Raw genomic sequence first — 15,877 nt, 5'->3', positions numbered from 1 at the left:
GACCACTCGACCATTCGCCCGGCACCATAGGATGATGGCGCGAGGAGGTTTCGACGAATGACCGACCCGGTACACGGCAAGATCGGTACGGTGCAATCACCCATTGGGGGTGCGGGTCAGCTGGGAGAGATCCTGGTTTCCGTTCGAGGGGGCAGGGAGCTGTACATCGCGAGGGCGTCCGAACCGATCGGGGTCGGCGCCACCGTACTTGTTGTGCATGTCAATCCGGGACGCATTGTCGATGTCGTGCCCTGGATGGATGTCCCGTCCGAACCACCCGCAGACGCGTGACTGGAGGAGAAAACGACGATGTTGGGCTACCACGTACCGGATCCGGACGAGGCGATGTTGATCAGCGGTGGAGCCGTCAAGGGCGAGACACCCTTCCGGGTGATCATCGGCCGCGGCTCCTGGGTGATTCCGTTCTTCCGGAAGGTGAGCTACTTATCGCTCGCCATGTTCGAAGCCGAGATCGCCGAGCGGTGCGTTACCAAGCAGGCCATCCAGCTCGATGTACGCGCGGTGATCGCGTTCAAGGTCGCCAATGACACCGGGTCGATAGTCAATGCGGCGCAACGATTCCTGTCCGAACAGCAGAACGAGATGTCGGTGTTGACCGGCCGCATCTTCTCCGGCCACCTGCGCTCGATTATCGGCTCTATGACCGTGGAGGAGATTATCCGCGAACGGCAGCGCCTGGCCGACGAGGTCCTGATCGCCTCCAAGGTGGAGATGAGCAATATCGGCCTGTCGGTCGATTCGTTCCAGATCCAATCAATCGACGACAGCGGACTCGGTTACATCACCGCGCTGGCCGCGCCGCACAATGCCGCCATCCAGCGTGACGCGCAGATCGCAGAGGCGAACGCCTCGCAGCGCGCGGCCGAAGCCGAACAGGAATCCCTGCGCCGCCGTGCCGAGTACGAACGCGAAACCTCGCTGCTGAAGGCGCAATACCAGCGCGATATCGATAAGGCGCAGGCCGAGGCCGATCAGGCCGGACCGCTGGCCGAGGCGGTGGCCCTGCAGGAGGTGCTCACCGCGCAGGCCGAGCAGGCGCGCAAACAGGCCGAACTCCGTGCGGAGCAACTCCAGGCCGAGGTGGTCAAACCCGCGCAGGCCGAAGCCGAGCGGGTCCGCATTCTCGCGGAGGCGGAAGCGAACCGAACCCGTATACAGGCCGATGCCGCCGCCTCCAATAACCGCATCGCCCTCGACCAGCTATTGATCGAGCAGCTGCCCGAAATCGTGGAACGGGCCAGCCGCGGCCTGTCCGGAGCCAACCTCACGGTGCTCAATGGTCCCGACGGTGTCAGCGAAATCGTCAACAGCATGGTCGGTCAGGGCCTGACGGTCTTCAATTCGTTGCAGAAGGCGCTCGCGAACGATGACGATCACTCGGACCGAAGCGGCCGAGAGGTAACTCCCTAGGGTTCGGCGCTCGTTCTGGGCTGCCGGCCGAGTGTCGGGGACGACTCGTCCTTCCCGACACTCGGCGGAGTTCTTTCAGCGCCCTGAGTGGGTAGCGTTTGTGAACTAACTGGCCTAGGCTGGCCGAATGAGTGAGTGGCGACCCACGGCCTGCGTTCTGTGCGAGTGCAACTGCGGTATTCAGGTGTTGGTCGGGCCCGACGGCCGGTCCTTCGAGAAGATCCGCGGGGACAAGCTGCACCCCGCGTCCGCGGGATATACCTGCAATAAGGCCCTGCAGCTGGACCACTACCAGAACGGGCGCACCGGTCGATTGACGGCACCGCTGCGGCGGCGGCCGGACGGCGGGTTCGAGGAAATCGATTGGGATACCGCGATTTCGGAGATCGCCGCGCGGCTACGCGAGGTCGGAGAGCGCCACGGCGGTGAGTCGATCTTCTATTACGGCGGTGGCGGGCAAGGCAATCACCTCGGTGGCGCGTACGCCCCGGCGACCATGGCCGCGTTCGGTATGCGGTACCGGTCCAGTGCGCTGGCGCAGGAGAAGACCGGCGAGTTCTGGGTGGGCGCGCGAATGTTCGGGCACCCGGTGCGCGCCGATGTCGAGCATGCCGAGGTGGCATTCTTCGTCGGCAAGAATCCCTATCAGTCACACGGGTTTCCGCGTGCGCGCACGGTACTCAAGGAGATCTCCCGCGACCCGAATCGGTCCATGATCGTGCTGGATCCGGTGCGTACCGAAACCGCGGAGCTGGCGGACTTCCACCTGCAGTTGCGGCCGGGAACCGATGTGTACCTATTGTCGGCAATGGCGGCGATCCTGGTGCGCGACAGCCTGATCGACGAAGTGTGGCTGGCCGAGCATGCCGAGGGTCTCGACGAGGTACTCGCGGTACTGCGTGCGGTACCGATCGAAAAGTACTGCGCCATAGCCGATGTCGATCTCGAGCTGGTGACGGCGGCGACCCGCCGATTGGCGGCGGCCGAGTCGGTGGCCGCGCTCGAGGATCTCGGCGTGCAGATGAACCGCTTCTCCACGGTGGTCAGCTATATCGAGAAACTGGTCTGGTTGCTGACCGGCAATCTCGGCAAGCCCGGAACGCAGTACGCGTTCACCGGAATGGCGGCCATCGGCCACGATCGCGGCCATCGGGCGGGGGAGGGGCCGAAGAGCCCGGTGGTCGGAGCGCCCATCATCAGCGGTCTGGTGCCGTGCAATGTGATTACCGAGGAGATCCTCACCGATCACCCCGACCGGTACCGCGCCATGTTCATCGAGAGCAGCAATCCCGTTCACTCCCTCGCGGATTCGGCCCGCATGCGCGAGGCGCTGGAAGTGCTCGAACTGGTCGTGGTCATCGATGTCGCCATGACCGAGACCGCCCGCCTGGCCGACTACGTCCTGCCCGCCGCGACGCAGTTCGAGAAGTACGAGGCGACCTTCTTCAACTTCGACTTCCCACGCAATATCTTCCATCTGCGCCACCCGGTACTGTCCGCGCCCGACGGCGTATTGGCCGAACCCGAGATCCACGCCCGACTGGTGGAAGCGGCGGGCGTGCTCACCGAGGACGACTACGCCCCCTTGCGGGCCGCGCTCGAACAGGGTCGGCAGGCATTCGCGATGGCATTCCTCGGGGTGCTCGCCGATCGGCAGCGGGCGAAACTAGCTCCCGTACTGCTGTACCGCACACTCGGCCCCACCCTTGGCAATGGTGCCGACGCGGCCGCCATGCTGTGGGCGGCGGCCTACAACTGCGCCCGCAAATTTCCCGAAAGCGTCGAACGCGCCGGGTACGGAACGGGATTGGAAGCGGGTGAGCGGCTCTTCGAGGCCATCCTCACCGGTGAGCACGGCATCGTCATCACCGAGGATGACTACGAGGTGACATGGAACAGGCTGCGCGACAACAAGGTGCGACTCGATATCGCCGAACTGCTGGCGGTGCTGGCCGATCTCCCCGAATCCGACGACGATGTCGACGAGTGGCCGTTCGTACTCGCCGCCGGTGAACGCCGTGCCTTCACCGCCAACACCATTGTTCGCGACCCGCGCTGGCGCAAGCGCGATAGTGGTGGCACCCTGCGAATGAGCAGCGCCGACGCCGAACGCCTGGGTTTGGCCGTGGGCGACCTCGTCCGCGTCACTACCCGGGGTGGCAGCGCCGAAGTGCCGGTGGAGCCCAGCGACCGTATGCGTCCCGGGCACCTGTCGCTGCCGAATGGTTTCGGCCTCTCGGTCGCCGATCCGGACGGTATCGAGATCACCACCGGCGTCGCACCCAATGAGCTCACCGAATTCGACTCCCGCGACGAATGGGTCGGCACCCCATGGCACAAGTACGTGCCGGCCCGCCTGGACACAGTGTCGGCGGATAGCGTGCCCGTATGAAACGGACGACCTTCGCGAACTGGCCGTGTACGGTGGCCCGCACCGTCGATCTCATCGGTGACTGGTGGACACCGCTGGTGCTCCGTGAAGCCCTCTACGGCGCCAAACGTTTCGACGAGTTCGAACGCATCCTCGGCCTCAGTCGCAATGTCCTCACCCAGCGCCTGACCCGCCTGGTCGAGGAGGGTCTGCTGGAACGGGTCCGCTATCAGGAACGCCCACCCCGCTTCGAGTACCACCTCACCGACCAGGGTCGAGACTTCTTCCCGGTGATCGCCGCCATGATGCGCTGGGGCGATCGCTGGCTGGCGCCGGACGACGGTGTCCCGATCGTCCTGCACCACAACAGCTGTGACCACGACACCCACGCCGAAGTGGTGTGCGCCCACTGTCGCGAGCCCCTGCGACACGCCGATATGTCCGTGCGGCTGGGGCCGGGATTCCCCGACCGACACCGCGAAAGCGCCTTGGCTACCGGGAGGTTCGACGAGGCGAGCAGCGCGGTCGAGTCGTAATGCGGCGGCGCTCGGTCGACCGGGAGTCGCTGAGGATCGGCTATGCAGCGAGGCGGCTAGCGCGGACTATCGGTCGGAACTCCAGATCCCGGTGGCAGCGGCGGCGCGCGCGTAGTCGGTGAAATCGCGCGGCTCGCGACCCAGGACCTGCTGAACACCCTTCTCCACCCGGGCATTACGGCCGTCCATCAGATCGGTGAACAGGTAGATCCACCGGTCGACCGCTACCGGCGACAGACCCTGTGCGGTCAGCGTGGCGGCATAGGACTCAGGGGAGATCTGGACGTATTTCACTTCCTGATCGGTGGCCTCGGCGATTTCGGCGATCGCCTCCGCGAAGGTCAGCAGTCGCGGACCGGTCAACTCGTAGATCGCTCCCGAGTGCCCGCGCCTGGTGAGCACGGTCGCCACGACATCGGCGATATCGTCGGCGTCGATGAATCCCTCGCCGACGTCGCCGACCGGCAGCGCCACCCGCCCGGAACACACCTCCTCGCGCAGGAAACCCTCATCGAAATTCTGGTTGAACCACGCCGCCCGCAGAATGGTCCAATCCGCCCCCGAATCCTGTAGCCGCCGTTCGCTTTCCAGGCCGACTTCGGATTTCTGTCCGGACAGCAGCACCAATCGTCGGACGCCCGCGGCCACGGCCTGTTCGGTGAATGCGTCGATAACCTCCGGTGCGCCGGGCATTGCGATATCGGGGGAGTACACGATAAACGCCGCATCCATCTCATCGAGTACGGCGGCCCACGTCTGCGGATCGGTCCACCGGAATGGTGGATTTCCCTTCGATGATCCGACCCGAACGGTTCGTCCGACCGCCCGTAACCGCTCGACGACCCGCCGGCCACTCTTTCCGGTCCCGCCCAGCACCAGCGCTGATTCCTGCACCGACACACCCGCTCCGCTCGTCCGCTCCGACTCCGGCAGACCGGACGCTACCGATGTGGCGGCGTCAGGAATGGCGCGGCGCGCCGACATATCGTCCGGATTTGTCGCGTATTCCGCGGACATGGCGCGCGATTCACCGCGGAGCGAAGACAGCGCCGATGTCCACGTGAATGGTGATGGTGACCAAGAGAATCAGGGGCAGTAGGTCGCCGCTCAGCAGCCCGAGGGAAGAAGAACAATAGCTCTCCGATGACGAGCAAGGGGACATTCGCACAGCCGAAACCGGTATGGCCGCGCGCGTGCGGAAATCGCCCCTCGACGCCGAGGTAGCTCAGGGGTGGTGGCGAGTGTCTCCATCCGGCGCGGTCCGCCCGTGGATATGATGGCGGAGTCGCATTCGGCGACGCACCGGCCGATCGAAACCGTACCCGGGACCCGACAAGACGGTATTTCCTCGAAGGGATATCTCTGTCATGGCGTGGATCGTGCTGTTGATTTCCGGGATTCTGGAGGCCGTATGGGCCACCGCACTCGGTAAATCCGAAGGTTTCACCAGACTCGTGCCGTCGGCTGTCTTCGCTATCGCCCTCCTGCTGTCGATGGCGGGTCTGGCTGTCGCCATGCGTACTCTGCCGGTCGGTACGTCGTATGCGGTATGGGTGGGTGTCGGGGCGGCGCTCACCGTCGCCTACGCCATGGCCACTGGCACGGAGACGGTCTCTCCGCTGAAAATCGTGCTGCTGGTGACGATTGTGGGTGCGGTGGTGGGGCTCAAACTTGCCCATTGATCCGCCCTACTGGTAGCTGGGATCCGCCCAGGCGCCGATGGATCGGGAGCGGACGGGTTCGACGAACCGCGGGCTCAGGCTCTGCGCATAGCCCTCGCCCCAGTTCGTGGCATCTCCGGCCATGACGACCTTGGCATTGTCGGTGTACCAGTCCACGAGATCGGCATCCGACCGCACGATCCAGGTGCAGCCCAGTTCGGCGTCGGCGGTGAAATCGCCGTGCCGGATGAGGGCGGGACGCCAGAAGTAGGTGCCCGGCCACATCTTGCCGTAGTTGTAGTCGAATCCGCCGTCGAGGCAGTACGCCTCCTCTGAGCAGGGGTGGTGGGCGAGAGGTTCCTCGCGCCAGCCCGGCTTGGCTTTGATGAGCCGGGTGTAAAAACCGGTCTTCTCGTCGCGGTGCAGCATTTTGATGTACAGGCCGGGGACGGGCGTGCCACCCAGATCGAAGCGCATCGGGCTGCCGTCCTTGACGTCGATCCACGGCATGGCGGCCGAGTCCAGCACCACGAGTTTCTGGTCGGGCCGGACGAATTCGCGATCGGCGTCAGCCGGATCGAAGCGCCAGTCGCCGTATTCGCGGAACAGCAGGATCTCGGTGCCCGCGGTGACGGTGATCGGCGGAGTCAGGACCCCGATGGGCGCCATCCAGAATCCCCCGTCTCCGAGCGTGGTCTCGCCGATGGTCACCTGCCCCGACAGCACGAACCATTCGGTCTCGGCGTGATGCAAGCCCGCCGGGCGGGACCAGTCGCTGGTGAATCGCACCTTGAGCGAGGCCGATCCGTCCTCCTCGTCGTAGCTGAGATTGCGCTGTTCGGCGGTGCCGGTGGCGTGCGGGAACTCGGCGATATGGCTGATCAGGTCGCGGTCGTCGATGAGCTCTACGTGTGGACGCATCGGTCCTCCTCCAATGAGCGGTAATTCCGATACAAAATGTACTGGTTATGGATAACCAAAACAAGATGTATCGTAAATTCCATGACGAGACCCGGACGTCCCGCCGGACCGGCCGCCGATACCGAGGAGGTCGTCCTGACCGCCGCGCTGGAACTCCTGCTGGCCGAGGGCGCCACCGCGCTCACGCCGCAACGACTGCACGCGGTCACCGGAATCGCGCGCACCACCATCTACCGGCACTGGCCGACACCGCGCGAGGTACTCGCTGCACTGATCTCGGTCGCTCCGCACGAGCCCTCGCAGCTCAGCGGCGACTTGGCCGCGGATCTGCACACCGAGGTCGATCTGCTCTGCGATCGGTTGCGCGACAAGCCCGTTGCGGCGTTCCTGCGTGCACTGGTGACGGCCTCGACGGCCGATCCGTCCTACACCGAGCTGCGTCGTCGCTACGTCATGGACCTACTCGAACCGTTCCGCGCCGCCATCCGCGCACTCGGTGTCGAAGACGAGAATCGCATCGAGGAATCCGCCACCGGCATCACCGCGCCACTGCTCGTGGACGTGCTGCTGCTGGACCGGCCAGCCGACCGGGAGCGCGCGCACCGTGCCGTCGAGGACCTACTGGTCCGCGCCGCCTCCTGAAATCGAAAGCTCCAGCGCCACAAGGAATACAGTATGACCAATGCCGTGGGAACCCGAGCCGTCTTCGGCGTGATCGTGCCCAGTACCAATACCGTTGTCGAGCACGACTATTGGAGGGCCGGACTGCCGGGCATCGCCTATCGCGCCGGATCGATGTACATCCCGAATCCGGTGATGGGCGATGACGACGACTTCCAGGCGCTGCTCGGACAGATCCGCGCCTCCATCGACACCGCCGTGCGCGATGTGCTCACCGCCGAGCCCGACCGCATGGTCATGGGCATGTCCGCCGAAACCTTTTGGGGCGGAGTGGCGGGGAACGCGGCTTTCGAACAGCGGTTGCGTGACCGCACCGGTCTACCCGTCACGACGGGCGCGAGCTCGTGCCGGGCCGCGCTGCACGAACTCGGCTGCCGCCGGATCGCGGTGTTCTCCCCGTATCAGCCGATCGCGGACAAGGAGGTCAGCCGCTTCTTCACCGAGGCCGGATTCGACGTGGCCGCCATCACCGGGCTGCGCTGCCCGACCGCCATGGATATCGCACGGGTCGGCCCGGACCGGCTGCGAGATGTCTTGCGCGAGATAGATGGACCCGACGTGGACGCCATTGTCCAGGTCGGCACCAACCTCTCCTTCGTCGTGCAGGCCGACCGCCTCGAAGCCGAACTGGGCAAGCCCGTCATCGCGATCAATGCCGCCACGCTCTGGTATGCCCTGCGCGACCACGGCTTCGACGATCGGGTCGACGGAGCCGGGCAGCTCTTGCGCGAACACTGAGCGCGCGTTACCTCCGGCGGTCATCTCCGCGTTATCTCCGGCGGGCACCCCGGCGTCATTTCCTGCGGGCACCTCCGCGTCGTCTGTTGCGGTCATCTCTGCGTCATCCCGGCGTGCTTTTGGCCGGGATCCACTACTTCCTGACGGTGGATTCCGGCCAAAAGCATGCCGGAGTGACGGGAGTGCATGCCGGAGTGACGGGAGTGCACGCCGGGTGATGTCGAGCTGTAGGGGCGATAGTCCGAGCTCAGCCGGCGCCCGGCAGGACCTGCGCCGCCGGTGCGGCGCTGAGCGTATCGCCCGGCCCGGCCGGGTAGTAGCCCGGTGTTGTTGTGCCCTTGACGAAGTCGTTCGTCCAGCCGAGGGCGAGGGTGCGCAGCATGGTGGAGTTCGCGGGTTCGGGGATTCCGCACAGCAGTTCGCCGAGCACATCGGAGCTGTCGCCCTCGGCATCGGTGTGCGCGCCGCCGGGAAGCCGGACGCCGACGAACGGGCGGTGCAGCCGGGTCTGTACGGCGACGGTGCCGAGCGTGAAGCTATTGCACAGCGCCGGAACCGCCGAGATCGTCAGGATGGGCAGGGCGGTGTCATCGAGTCCGGACAGGGCACGGGCGATATTGTCGCCGATGAACGATTGCACCGGGTCGAGCAGGATCACCCCGCGCAATCCGTTCCATGTCCGAGGGTGGTTGGTGCGCACCCGATCGGCGACAAAGGTGACGGCCTCGGCCCCCGCGGAATGCCCGATGAAGACCAGATCGTCGGGAAATGCCGGGATGGGCACCCCGGCATTGCGAGCCGCGGCGGTCAGGCTGGCGGCCAGGGCGCCGTTGGGATCGGTTGCGGTGCCGAATAATTCGGCGACATTGTGCAGGAATGCGGAGTTGTCGCCGAGGTTCTGCAGCGTACAGCCCTGCAGCTGCATGAACGGCAGGCTCGGTGCGAAGACGAGATATCCGGCGTCGGCGAAACTTTCCGCGAGCGCCCCGACCTGCGTGCTGGTCCGGGCGAAGCCGTGCTGTAGCCATACCAACCCCGTGGGGGTTCCGGTGGGCAGGTACCAGTCGGCGGACTGATGGAGAGTGTCTGCGAAGCAACGAATGTCGATGTTGCCGGGTAGGTGAGTGGTGGCATTGGCTGGTCCGGCGGAAGTGACGGCGAGCAGCGCGACGGCGGCGGCAGTCAGAACCGAGCCTCTAACGATCATGATGACTCCCACTGAGGGGCACGCCGTTTCTTCTAGCGAAATGACGTTTCCGTGTTTGGGGGACAATTAGCACCCACTGTTCGACCGCTGTCAAGTGGAACGAGTTCCTATGGACAGACTTTCGCAATGTCGCTATGTTTCTGAGAGAGAAACGGCGTTCCACTCTTGAGAGGTGGGTAGGTGAGATCCGCGCTCTACGTTCCCGGCAACCGTCCCGAACTGTTCGACAAGGCCCTCAACGGTCCGGCGGACGTGATTCTGCTGGATCTCGAGGACGCGATTCCGTTGTGCGACAAGGAATCGGCGCGCATCGAGGTGGCCCGCTGGCTCCGTACGGTCCCCGACCGGCAACGGCCGATTTGGGTCCGCGTCAATCCCGGTGAAGTCGGTGAAGCCGACCTGCGCGCGGTCGCCCTGCCCGCTGTCACCGCGCTGTGCTTGGCGAAAGTCGAATCCGCGCAACAGGTTCGATCCATCAGCGCACAGCTCGACGAATACGAACCCCGTCCAGGCGCGATCAGCATCTGCCCGCTACTGGAAAGCGCCAGAGCCCTCTACGCCGCTCCCGAAATCGCGTCCGCTCCCCGCGTACTGCGCCTACAACTGGGTGAGGCCGACCTGTGCGCCGATCTCGGCATCACTCCCGGCCCCGACCGACACGAACTCCTTCCGCTGCGCGTCCAGGTCGTCATGGCCAGCGCCGCCGCCGCGATCGATCCTCCACTGGCCCCCGTCGACACCAACTTCCGCGATCTGGACTCCCTACGAGCCACCACCGCGGCCCTGCGGCGCCTGGGCTTCCAGGGCCGAGCCTGCATCCACCCGGCCCAACTCCCGGTCGTCAACGAGGTCTTCACCCCCAGCCCCGATGAGTTGGACCGGGCCCGCGCCCTGATCGCCCGCTTCGAATCCGCAGCAGGCGGTGTAGTCCTCGACGACAGCGGCCGCATGGTCGACCTCGCCGTAATCCGCCAGGCGCGCCGCGTACTCTCCGCCTGATCGGAATCGGCGAGTGCTAACTTGCCCCTCGTGAGCATCGACAACGACACGATCGTCAACGAGATTCATACGCTGCACGCCGACCTGGCAAGCTGGCTGGGTGCGCCGGAGAACTTGGATGGGCTCGAGCGCTTCGTGACCCAGCAGCATCCGGACTTCTCGATGGTCACCCTGGACGGAATAGTCCTAGCGCGTGGACAATTGACACAGGCGTTGCGTGGGGCGGGCAATTCCACACCCGGCCTGACAATCGAGATCACCGGTATCGAGATACTGCACCAATCGACCGACTCCGCGATGGTGCGCTTCCAGGAATCGCACCGCAGCGGTGGCGGCGCGCGGCAACGCCTGACCACCGCCCTCCTCCTGTCCGACCCCCAGGCCCGCAATGGGCTGCGCTGGCGCACGGTCCACGAAACGGCGTCACCCGCCTGACCTCCTGGTCGGCGGGTGACGCCGTGGAATCTGTGTCAGTGGTCGCGCAGTAGCGCCCCTGCTCCCTCGATGCGGTCGTGGATGCCATTGTCGCGCAATGCCATCCACCAGGTGGCGGCATTGATGGCCAGGACGGGTTTGCCGAGCCACCGTTCGGCTTCGTCGGCCAGTCGCACCATGGAGAGGTTGGTGCCGCATTGGACGAGTGCGTCCACATCGTCGCCGTCGACCTCGAGCAGTGCGGCCCGGAGTTCGGCCTCGGTGACGTGGGCGATGGATACGGCGGTGGGGCAGCGCAGACCCTTGATGGCTTTCACCTCGAAGCCCAACTCGCCGAAGAACCGGACCACGTTATCGTCGCCGACGGGCTGGTAGGGGGTCACCACGCCGATTCGCTTGGCTCCGTACAGTTCCAGGGCGCGACGGCAGGCTTCCGCGCCGGTCGCTACCTGCAGGCCGGTGACGTCGTGGATTTGTTTGACGAATTGCCGGTTGCCTTCGATACCGCCCCAGAAGGTTTCGGCGGACATGCCCATGACCATGTAGTCCGGCTCGCAGGTCAGGACACGTTCGCAGGCGGAGACGATTTCGGTGCGGATTTGTTCGAGCAGGCGACTCATACCCGCGTCGTCGCTCATATTCTGATCGCGAATATGGATGCGGCTGAAATGGGCGGTGACGCCGGGAACGGCCATGCGGTAGAAATCGGGCTCCACAATGGTGTTGGTGGAGGGGGCGATTACGCCGAATTTATGTCGCCAGCCCAGTGCGTCGGTCATTGAATCAGCTCCTTGTCGGGGGCCGCTACATAGGCGGCCGATAGTCGCCACGCGGCAACCAGGAAGGCGCCCTGCGCCGCGGTATTGCAGAGTTGTTCGGCCCACTGCAGTGCCACCGTCTGATCGGGGCGGGATGCGAGGGGGCCGAGGATGAAGAAGACCAGCAGTTGGCCGCCGAAAAGCGCGGCGCTCGTATTGTCGCCGCGCATGCGAGCGAGGCCGATCAGGAAGATGCCGGTAATGGTGGCGAAGACCGTTGTGCTCACCAGCATCGGCAGGGTGTCGCCGGCCAGGACCGCCCCCAGCGCGCAGGCGACCGTGAAGCCGGGAACCAGCAGGCCGAGCCAGCGTGGGACGCGCCCGGTGCCGATGCGGGACAGTTCCAGGCACAACAGCCCGAATCCCACAGTCAGCAGGGGGAACAGCATGCTGCGCAGCCAGGGCAGATCGGGACCGCCGGTGGCGGCGATGAGCTTCGCGGTCGCCTTGGTGAATCCACCCGTGGCGATCACCGCGGCCGCGGCGACGGCCACCCACGGCCGCGGCGCGACCCGTCTCAGCAGCAGCACCCCGGCGGTAGTGAGCAGGACGGGAACATAATCCTCGACGGCCAGCGAGACCGGATAGTCCACCGCGCTCATTCGCCGAACAGTTCCCGGCGGCGGAATGGGGCAGAGGCGAAGCGACCGATTACCTTGGGGGTGGTCAGCCAGCGCACGTGCGCACCATTGCGAGTGTGGCTCACGGCGCGTTCCGCCAACCACGGCGCTACCGTTTCCACTCGATCGGCGAGGATATTGAATACCTTGCGCGCCTTCGCCAATTCCGCCGGATCGTCGTAGCCGTGCGTGAGCAGATCGGTCACGACCATGCCGGGACTGAGCAGCCCCACCGACACGCCCGCGGGCACCTCCTTGGCCAGCGCTTTGGTCAGATAGGTGACCGCGCGCTTACTCGCCCCGTAGGTCGCCAGACCGGGCACCATGCGCCCGTCGCTGCCGAGCCCCTCCATATTCCAGACGTGCCCACCGCGGCCCGCCGCCATCCCCGCCACGGCGACGGACGAACCATGCAGTACGCCCAGCAGATTGGTCTCGACTACCGCGCGGGCCGTCTCGACAGGTAACTGCCACAACGGCTTCCGGTCATGCGAAATACCCGCGTTATTGATCCAGACGTCGACCACACCGAAACGCTCGACGGTGGCATCCCACAGCGCCCGCACCTGATCGCGATCGGTCACATCGGTAACCATGACGAGCGCGTTCTCCGACAGTTCGGTCCGCACCTTCTCGACCCGCTCCGGATCGACGCCACACAGCGCGACCCGATGCCCGCCCGCCAGCAGCGCGCGCACCATGCCCAATCCGATGCCACGGGTACCGCCGGTCACCACCACGGTGCTCATGACCGCTCCAGCACGCCGTGCATGATCGCGACCAGGCTGTTGTGCTCGAACATCTGGTACACCACAGCGAGTTTCGACCCCGCTCCCATCCCTGGCTCGGCGTCGATCATGAACTCGCGGCCGATGAGCCTGCGCCCGTCGACGGTGTGCAGGCGGACGAAATTGGCGCGGCCGTAGGAGTTCCCGTTTCCGTACACATCCGGACCCTCATGGAAGGACCGCACCCCGTCGCGGCGCACCATAATGGTGGAGTCGGATTCCACCGGCCCGGACATGATCAGATGATGTTCGGCGACCAGTAGGCTCACCGGATCGATCGCCAACTCCATACGCAGGCTGCCCAGCGGCTGCTGATTCGCACCCCACAGCTCGAGATCACCGGCGTAACTGCTCTTGTCCTTGGTCGGCACTGTGAAGATGGCCGCCCCACAGCGGGTCTCGGTCGCCAAACGCTCCTCGACCAGCGCCGGGTCCCGGGTGTAGACACCATTGAACACCCCTACCATGGCGGGCCCCTGATACAGCACCGACGAATACACCTGGGTGTCACCGAGAGTCTGATTCCAGGTGTTCAACGACACCTGCCAACCGGGTCCGTAGTAGTTGGCATCCACGAAACCGCCGTAGGGCTGCCCGGACCCGAAGAAGTCCGGACCGGTGTAGAGGCGATCGCTGTCGGAGTCCCGCACGCCGAACGCGAACGGCGCGCCGAGCGCGAAGCGCCCCGCCAGATTACCGCCGCCGGTGAGGCCGCCATCCATGTAATAGGTGGTGACGCCATGCTCGAACACCGATGACCGGCGGATATCCTCGAAACCCCGCCAGGTGCCCTCGGCATCGAAAAGCGAAGGGCGGCCCACCCATTCGCCCGCTATGCGCTGCTGGAAGGAACTGGGCTCACTCATGCGATCAACTCCCCGCGCACCCGCTCGGACTGTTCCGCGCCGAGCAGCCTGGTCACCTGCGTCCACACCGGATCCACCTCGGGGCTGAACAAATTCGCGCGATTGGCCCGATCGCGGCGCGCCAGATCCGCGTCGACCGCCGGAACTCCCTTGTCCGCCAGGGTGAGCCAATGCGCCAGATAGCCGTCGACGGTCGCGTCCAAGGCACGGAACGCGTCCTCGGTGGCCCGGCACACCACCATCCACGGCGACATCATTGCCCGCTGTCGCGGCCCGATGGCGGCGGGGGCGACGCCCTCGATCCGCCACGCCTCCTCCAGCAGCGGTGTGAGCGGCAGGAACGCCGCATCGAGGTATTCCAGGTTCACGGCCAGATCCGCGCGCGGAATCAGATCCAAATGCATGGCGTGATACTCACCGGCATTGACCGAGTCCAGCGTGAAATGCGGTATGGCCGAATCACTTCCGGTGAAGGCGAACATCATGTGGCTGTCGAGCCCGATCGGCGGCACCACCAGATCCACGGTGACGGCCTTGTCGATCGGCCCACCCCGCAAGACCCGCAGCCGGCCCACCGGCTCCGGTGACATGGCGCTGGTGAGTGGCAGATCCTCGATGGTCTCGAGACCGAGCGCCGAGGTCAGCGTGGACAGGGTGCGCTCGCTGAGCGCGGTAGGCAGACTCACTGGGCAGTACCTCCGGTACGGGCCTTGTGCACCCAGGCACTGGCCAATTCGGGATTGTCGCGACGGACGGGGGAGGGGATCACGGTCGCGGTGCGCCGTGGCGAATCACCGGTGATGATGTCGTCGCCCCCGACCCACCAGCCCTGTTTGATGAGCTCGAGCCGACGGCGTCGGTACGCGACCTGCAGGCCGTCGCTGCGCACATGCAGCTCGTCCGACAAATCGAAGGGAAGCAGTTCCGGCCGTTGTGATTCCACTACCGGCTGATCCTGGAGCAGGATCTTCTCGATACGTTTGCGGGTGTTGCCGTCCGCCCAGCTACCGGTGAAGAAGTTGCGGTAGCCGAGAATCTTGACCAGCGTGCGGTCCTGTGACAGCGGGATATTGAAGTCGTAGAGCAGTAGATCGCCGATCGGCAGCCGCACATGCAGTTTCACGATATTGGGCAGATACCAGGCGTTGGTGACGGTCACATACTCCGGTTGTGGCTTGCGTTTGGCGAGTAGCCCCCACAATCCGCCTGGCGGCGGCGGGCTGAGTTCGATATCGGCCTCGGCCGACCAATCCGTCTGCCGGATACGGAAATCCGGAATCTGTGGCTTTTTCGGATTGCCGAAGGCGGTGCCGTGGACGAATGGGGTGTGCGAGGCATCGACCACATTCTCGAAGGTGCGCTCGTAGTTGGCGTTGATCTCCATCTCGACGTGCACCGCCTTGAAGGTCGGGTCGTCGTGTTCGGGAATGTGCGGAATCGGCGGGCGCTCCTGCTCCGGCAGGTCGCCGAGGAAGGCCCACACCATGCCGTAGCGTTCCACCGTGGGGTAGGCGTCCACACGGGCCTTACGGGGGATCTTGCGTTCCTCGGCATTGGCCGGAATCTTCACGCAGACGCCCTCGGCATTGTATTCCCAGCCGTGGTACGGACATGCGATACAGTCCCCGGTCACCTTGCCCATCGACAGTGCCCCACCGCGGTGTACACACAGATCCGACAGGCAGGTCACTCCGCCGGATTCGGTGCGGTACAGCACGAAATCCTGACCGAGGCAGGTGACCTTGCGGGGTTGCCGGGTCACCTTGTCCGCGAATTCGACCGCGTACCAGAAGTTCTTCAACATG

General features: G+C 65.2%; 18 protein-coding genes and 1 riboswitch. Of the genes, 9 read left to right on the top strand and 9 right to left on the bottom strand.

All coding sequences use genetic code 11. The annotated features are described in order from the left end of the window. Positions 1-57 precede the first annotated feature (57 nt). The 4 genes from NU1_RS12570 to NU1_RS12555 all read left to right on the top strand — a co-directional run bounded on the left by NU1_RS12570 (position 58) and on the right by NU1_RS12555 (position 4,338). Complete coding sequence (locus tag NU1_RS12570; protein WP_067520586.1) at positions 58-291, top strand: NfeD C-terminal domain-containing protein; 234 nt, start codon at positions 58-60, stop codon at positions 289-291. A gap of 18 nt (positions 292-309) precedes the next feature. Continuing rightward, positions 310-1,431, top strand: coding sequence for a flotillin family protein (locus NU1_RS12565; protein WP_067520584.1), 1,122 nt, complete (start codon positions 310-312; stop codon positions 1,429-1,431). Positions 1,432-1,558: 127 nt separating this feature from the next. Beyond that, positions 1,559-3,823 carry a molybdopterin-dependent oxidoreductase gene (locus NU1_RS12560; RefSeq protein WP_067520581.1) on the top strand — a complete coding sequence of 755 codons (2,265 nt, stop codon included), beginning with the start codon at positions 1,559-1,561 and terminating at the stop codon, positions 3,821-3,823. Further along, positions 3,820-4,338: a winged helix-turn-helix transcriptional regulator gene (locus tag NU1_RS12555; protein WP_067520578.1), complete on the top strand. Its 519-nt coding sequence runs from the start codon at positions 3,820-3,822 to the stop codon at positions 4,336-4,338. Before NU1_RS12560 ends, NU1_RS12555 begins: the two co-directional genes overlap by 4 nt. A gap of 66 nt (positions 4,339-4,404) precedes the next feature. Here NU1_RS12555 and NU1_RS12550 read toward each other — a convergent pair whose 3' ends face one another. Then, the gene (locus NU1_RS12550; RefSeq protein ID WP_245720086.1) at positions 4,405-5,355 is read right to left on the bottom strand and encodes an NAD(P)H-binding protein; all 951 of its coding nucleotides are present in this window, start codon (positions 5,353-5,355) and stop codon (positions 4,405-4,407) included. A 262-nt stretch (positions 5,356-5,617) separates the two neighbouring features. Continuing rightward, positions 5,618-5,685, top strand: a riboswitch (guanidine-III (ykkC-III) riboswitch). Positions 5,686-5,705: 20 nt separating this feature from the next. Between NU1_RS12550 and NU1_RS12545 the strand changes: the two genes are divergently transcribed. Further along, a complete protein-coding gene (locus NU1_RS12545; RefSeq protein ID WP_067520575.1) occupies positions 5,706-6,020 on the top strand; it encodes a DMT family transporter in 315 nt (104 codons plus the stop codon). A gap of 6 nt (positions 6,021-6,026) precedes the next feature. On the opposite strand, the gene NU1_RS12540 is transcribed toward NU1_RS12545, so the two are convergent. Continuing rightward, positions 6,027-6,920, bottom strand: a complete 894-nt coding sequence (locus tag NU1_RS12540; protein ID WP_067520565.1) for a DUF4437 domain-containing protein — start codon at positions 6,918-6,920, stop codon at positions 6,027-6,029. An 81-nt stretch (positions 6,921-7,001) separates the two neighbouring features. Here NU1_RS12540 and NU1_RS12535 point away from each other — a divergent pair, with 81 nt between their 5' ends. After that, on the top strand, positions 7,002-7,562 hold the full coding sequence (locus NU1_RS12535) for a TetR family transcriptional regulator C-terminal domain-containing protein (protein WP_067520562.1): 561 nt from the start codon (positions 7,002-7,004) through the stop codon (positions 7,560-7,562). A gap of 33 nt (positions 7,563-7,595) precedes the next feature. Then, positions 7,596-8,339 (top strand): maleate cis-trans isomerase family protein, encoded by a 744-nt coding sequence (locus NU1_RS12530; protein ID WP_067520560.1) that lies wholly within the window; start codon positions 7,596-7,598, stop codon positions 8,337-8,339. A gap of 247 nt (positions 8,340-8,586) precedes the next feature. Here NU1_RS12530 and NU1_RS12525 read toward each other — a convergent pair whose 3' ends face one another. Then, positions 8,587-9,546, bottom strand: coding sequence for an alpha/beta fold hydrolase (locus NU1_RS12525; protein ID WP_157552138.1), 960 nt, complete (start codon positions 9,544-9,546; stop codon positions 8,587-8,589). Positions 9,547-9,726: 180 nt separating this feature from the next. Here NU1_RS12525 and NU1_RS12520 point away from each other — a divergent pair, with 180 nt between their 5' ends. Further along, positions 9,727-10,545, top strand: coding sequence for an HpcH/HpaI aldolase/citrate lyase family protein (locus NU1_RS12520; RefSeq protein ID WP_067520557.1), 819 nt, complete (start codon positions 9,727-9,729; stop codon positions 10,543-10,545). Positions 10,546-10,575: 30 nt separating this feature from the next. Further along, entirely contained in the window at positions 10,576-10,980 is a 405-nt protein-coding gene (locus NU1_RS12515) for a hypothetical protein (protein ID WP_067520554.1), read from the top strand. A gap of 35 nt (positions 10,981-11,015) precedes the next feature. Here NU1_RS12515 and NU1_RS12510 read toward each other — a convergent pair whose 3' ends face one another. Genes NU1_RS12510 through NU1_RS12485 form a run of 6 tightly spaced genes read right to left on the bottom strand, consistent with a single transcriptional unit; the run spans position 11,016 to position 15,876 of the window. After that, a complete protein-coding gene (locus NU1_RS12510) occupies positions 11,016-11,759 on the bottom strand; it encodes a maleate cis-trans isomerase family protein (protein ID WP_067520551.1) in 744 nt (247 codons plus the stop codon). Beyond that, on the bottom strand, positions 11,756-12,400 hold the full coding sequence (locus NU1_RS12505) for a hypothetical protein (protein ID WP_067520548.1): 645 nt from the start codon (positions 12,398-12,400) through the stop codon (positions 11,756-11,758). The genes NU1_RS12510 and NU1_RS12505 overlap by 4 nt, the downstream gene beginning before the upstream one ends. Beyond that, positions 12,397-13,167: an SDR family oxidoreductase gene (locus NU1_RS12500; protein WP_067520545.1), complete on the bottom strand. Its 771-nt coding sequence runs from the start codon at positions 13,165-13,167 to the stop codon at positions 12,397-12,399. Before NU1_RS12500 ends, NU1_RS12505 begins: the two co-directional genes overlap by 4 nt. Beyond that, positions 13,164-14,072, bottom strand: a complete 909-nt coding sequence (locus tag NU1_RS12495; RefSeq protein WP_067520541.1) for a hypothetical protein — start codon at positions 14,070-14,072, stop codon at positions 13,164-13,166. The genes NU1_RS12500 and NU1_RS12495 overlap by 4 nt, the downstream gene beginning before the upstream one ends. Next, positions 14,069-14,758 (bottom strand): hypothetical protein, encoded by a 690-nt coding sequence (locus tag NU1_RS12490; protein ID WP_067520539.1) that lies wholly within the window; start codon positions 14,756-14,758, stop codon positions 14,069-14,071. Before NU1_RS12490 ends, NU1_RS12495 begins: the two co-directional genes overlap by 4 nt. Further along, entirely contained in the window at positions 14,755-15,876 is a 1,122-nt protein-coding gene (locus tag NU1_RS12485) for an aromatic ring-hydroxylating dioxygenase subunit alpha (protein ID WP_067520536.1), read from the bottom strand. The genes NU1_RS12490 and NU1_RS12485 overlap by 4 nt, the downstream gene beginning before the upstream one ends. Position 15,877 lies beyond the last annotated feature (1 nt).

It is taken from the genome of Nocardia uniformis NBRC 13702 (assembly GCF_001613345.1).
In the GTDB taxonomy this organism is placed as follows: Bacteria; Actinomycetota; Actinomycetes; order Mycobacteriales; family Mycobacteriaceae; genus Nocardia; species Nocardia uniformis.
Note: the sequence above shows the minus strand (reverse complement) of the source record. Positions and strands in the feature narration are given on the sequence as shown.